This is a genomic window from Psychrobacter sp. Ps6, from assembly GCF_022129235.1.
Classification (GTDB): Bacteria; Pseudomonadota; Gammaproteobacteria; order Pseudomonadales; family Moraxellaceae; genus Psychrobacter.
Genome location: NZ_JADQAI010000158.1, coordinates 1 through 1,161, shown reverse-complemented (window position 1 = coordinate 1,161; position 1,161 = coordinate 1). Strand labels below are relative to the sequence as shown.

Sequence of the window (1,161 nt, the reverse complement as noted above, 5' to 3'; positions counted from 1 at the left end):
ACGGTAACGCAGTGCAAGGATTTTTAGCCGAAGGAAATACAAATTTAAGCACAATCGAAGCCCTATCTCATCAAGGAGTGACCTTTGCGCTTTGTCACCACTCCCTTGATAAGTTTCAGCTATCTCAAGAGCAATTAAGTACAGCTGTCACCATTGTACCAGCGGGAGCCTATGAGCTAATTAAAAAGCAAACGGAAGGATTTATCTACATTAAGCCTTAAAACTGGACTATCTAATAAATATATCACATTGATAAGTAATACTTTTGTGATAAGGCTTACATATTATAAGTATAAAATAACGTATAAACCCATACCTAATATTATATGACATCAGTCTCTTAAATTAGAGTATTTAATATGAGTAAAAACGTAGCCTTACTTGTTGCTGAAGCCCCTTGGTTTTCTTTTAAAGATAATCACGATCAAGCAAGTTGTCTTCCTTTTTTTGAAGGTATTAAACGATTAGTTAATGATGGTACAGATAAACCACAACTGAATATATATCATTGTAACTATTATGATAATAAGTCATTAGAACATGCCTTAAATCATCTTATTGAAACAAAAGAAGATATTCAAATCCTTTATATTGGTGGACACGGAAATGAAAGAGGAAGCCGTATCGCTAATGCGACGATAAATAAGACTTCCGATCTCATCCGCCAACGAGGTAAGAAACTAAAAGGGTTAATTGTTAGTTCTTGTATGGCAGCGTCAACGGATAATATTGCCAAATCTACAGAATATGGTTTTAACCCAAATAGTAATTCTTTCCAATGGGTTAATGGGCCAAACTGGGTAATTGGATATAAATATGCAGTAAGTTGGTTCCAATCAGCTTTAGTTGAAACCGCAATAATTAAAGAGTTTACAGAAGCTTATCATAGAGAAGGAAAACTAAATTCCAAAGCAGATATTTTAGAATGCCTAGTCGATGCCTTGATACCTTTTGATTTAGAGACTCCATTTGCTGAAGATAAAGATTATAATTCCAAGTCGATCTCTGAAACTTTACGAGTTTGGGTTCGAGCCCAAGGCGCTGATAGGCCAACAGAAGTAACTAAAGAATTATTTGAATTGATCTATCAAAAATAAAGTTATCAATAAACAAAAAAATCCAAGTACATCTCTGCACTTGGATTTTTATTAACGATAAAGG

The 1,161-nt window shown here is 34.1% G+C and carries 2 protein-coding genes; both read left to right on the top strand.

Annotated features, from left to right (window positions below; genetic code table 11):
• Positions 1-221: DsrE family protein (locus I3255_RS14550; protein WP_238039460.1), on the top strand; the 221-nt coding region annotated here is incomplete at its 5' end.
• Positions 222-359: 138 nt separating this feature from the next.
• Positions 360-1,097 carry a hypothetical protein gene (locus I3255_RS14545; protein WP_151182323.1) on the top strand — a complete coding sequence of 246 codons (738 nt, stop codon included), beginning with the start codon at positions 360-362 and terminating at the stop codon, positions 1,095-1,097.
• The last annotated feature ends 64 nt before the right edge of the window (positions 1,098-1,161 follow it).

Excerpts from the sequence above, each read along its gene's own strand:
- I3255_RS14545 (WP_151182323.1), top strand. The coding sequence starts at position 360 with ATGAGTAAAAACGTAGCCTTACTTGTTGCTGAAGCCCCTTGGTTTTCT.